The following is a 982-nucleotide window of genomic DNA, read 5'->3' as shown; positions in this document are numbered from 1 at the left end:
TGGTGGTGTAGGCGATGAGGTGTTTGTTGTCTTGGTGGTCGTGGTGGAGGGTGGCGGCTGCGTGGGTGATGTGGGGGTGGGTGGTGAGGGTGTTTTCGATTTCGCCGAGTTCGATGCGGTAGCCGTGGAGTTGGATTTGGTTGTCGGTGCGGTGGTGGTAGTGGAGTTGGTGGGTGGTGGGGTGGTGGTGGGCGAGGTCGCCGGTGCGGTAGAGGCGGGTGCCGGGTGGTCCGTGGGGGTTGGCGATGAAGTGGGTGGCGGTGAGGGTGGGGTTGTTGTGGTAGTTGCGGGCGAGGGTGGGTCCGGTGATGTAGAGCTCGCCGGGGGTTCCGGGTGGGGTGGGTTGGAGGTTGGTGTCGAGGAGGTGGGTGGTGAGGTGGGGGAGGGGTTGTCCGATGGGGCTGGGGGTGTTGGGGGTGTGGGTGGTGTTTGGGTTGAGGGGGTGGTGGGTGACGTGGATGGTGGTTTCGGTGATGCCGTACATGTTGGTGATGGTGGTGTGGGGGTGTTGTTGGTGGAAGGTGGTGGTGCGGGTGGGGTCGAGGGGTTCGCCGCCGAGGATGATGTGGTGGAGGGGGAGGGGTTGGTGGTGTTGGTGTTGTTGGTGGGTGTTGATGAGGTGGTAGAGGGCGGTGGGTGTTTGGCAGAGGGTGGTGATGTGTTCTTGGTGGATGAGGGTGATGAGGTCGTGGGGGGAGCGGGTGGTGTGGTGGTTGGGGATGATGAGGGTGTGGCCGTGGAGGAGGGCGCCGAAGATTTCCCAGACGGAGAAGTCGAAGGCGTAGGAGTGGAATTGGCACCAGGTTTGGTGGGTGGGGTGGGTGAAGTAGTGGTGGGTGGCGGCGAGCAGGTGGATGAGGTTGGTCTGGGGGATGGTGACGCCTTTGGGGGTGCCGGTGGAGCCGCTGGTGTAGATGAGGTAGGCGGGGTGGCGGGCGTCGGGGGGTGTGGTTTGTTCGGTGGGGGTGAGATTGGTGGCGGG

General features: G+C 64.2%; 1 protein-coding gene. It reads right to left on the bottom strand.

From position 1 onward, the window contains the following. The coding region (locus JK364_RS54415; protein WP_201858879.1) for an AMP-binding protein at nt 1–982 on the bottom strand (982 nt) is incomplete at both ends.

Source organism: Streptomyces endocoffeicus (assembly GCF_016741935.1).
GTDB classification, from domain to species: domain Bacteria; phylum Actinomycetota; class Actinomycetes; order Streptomycetales; family Streptomycetaceae; genus Streptomyces; species Streptomyces endocoffeicus.
This window is presented reverse-complemented; position numbering and strand designations above follow the sequence as displayed.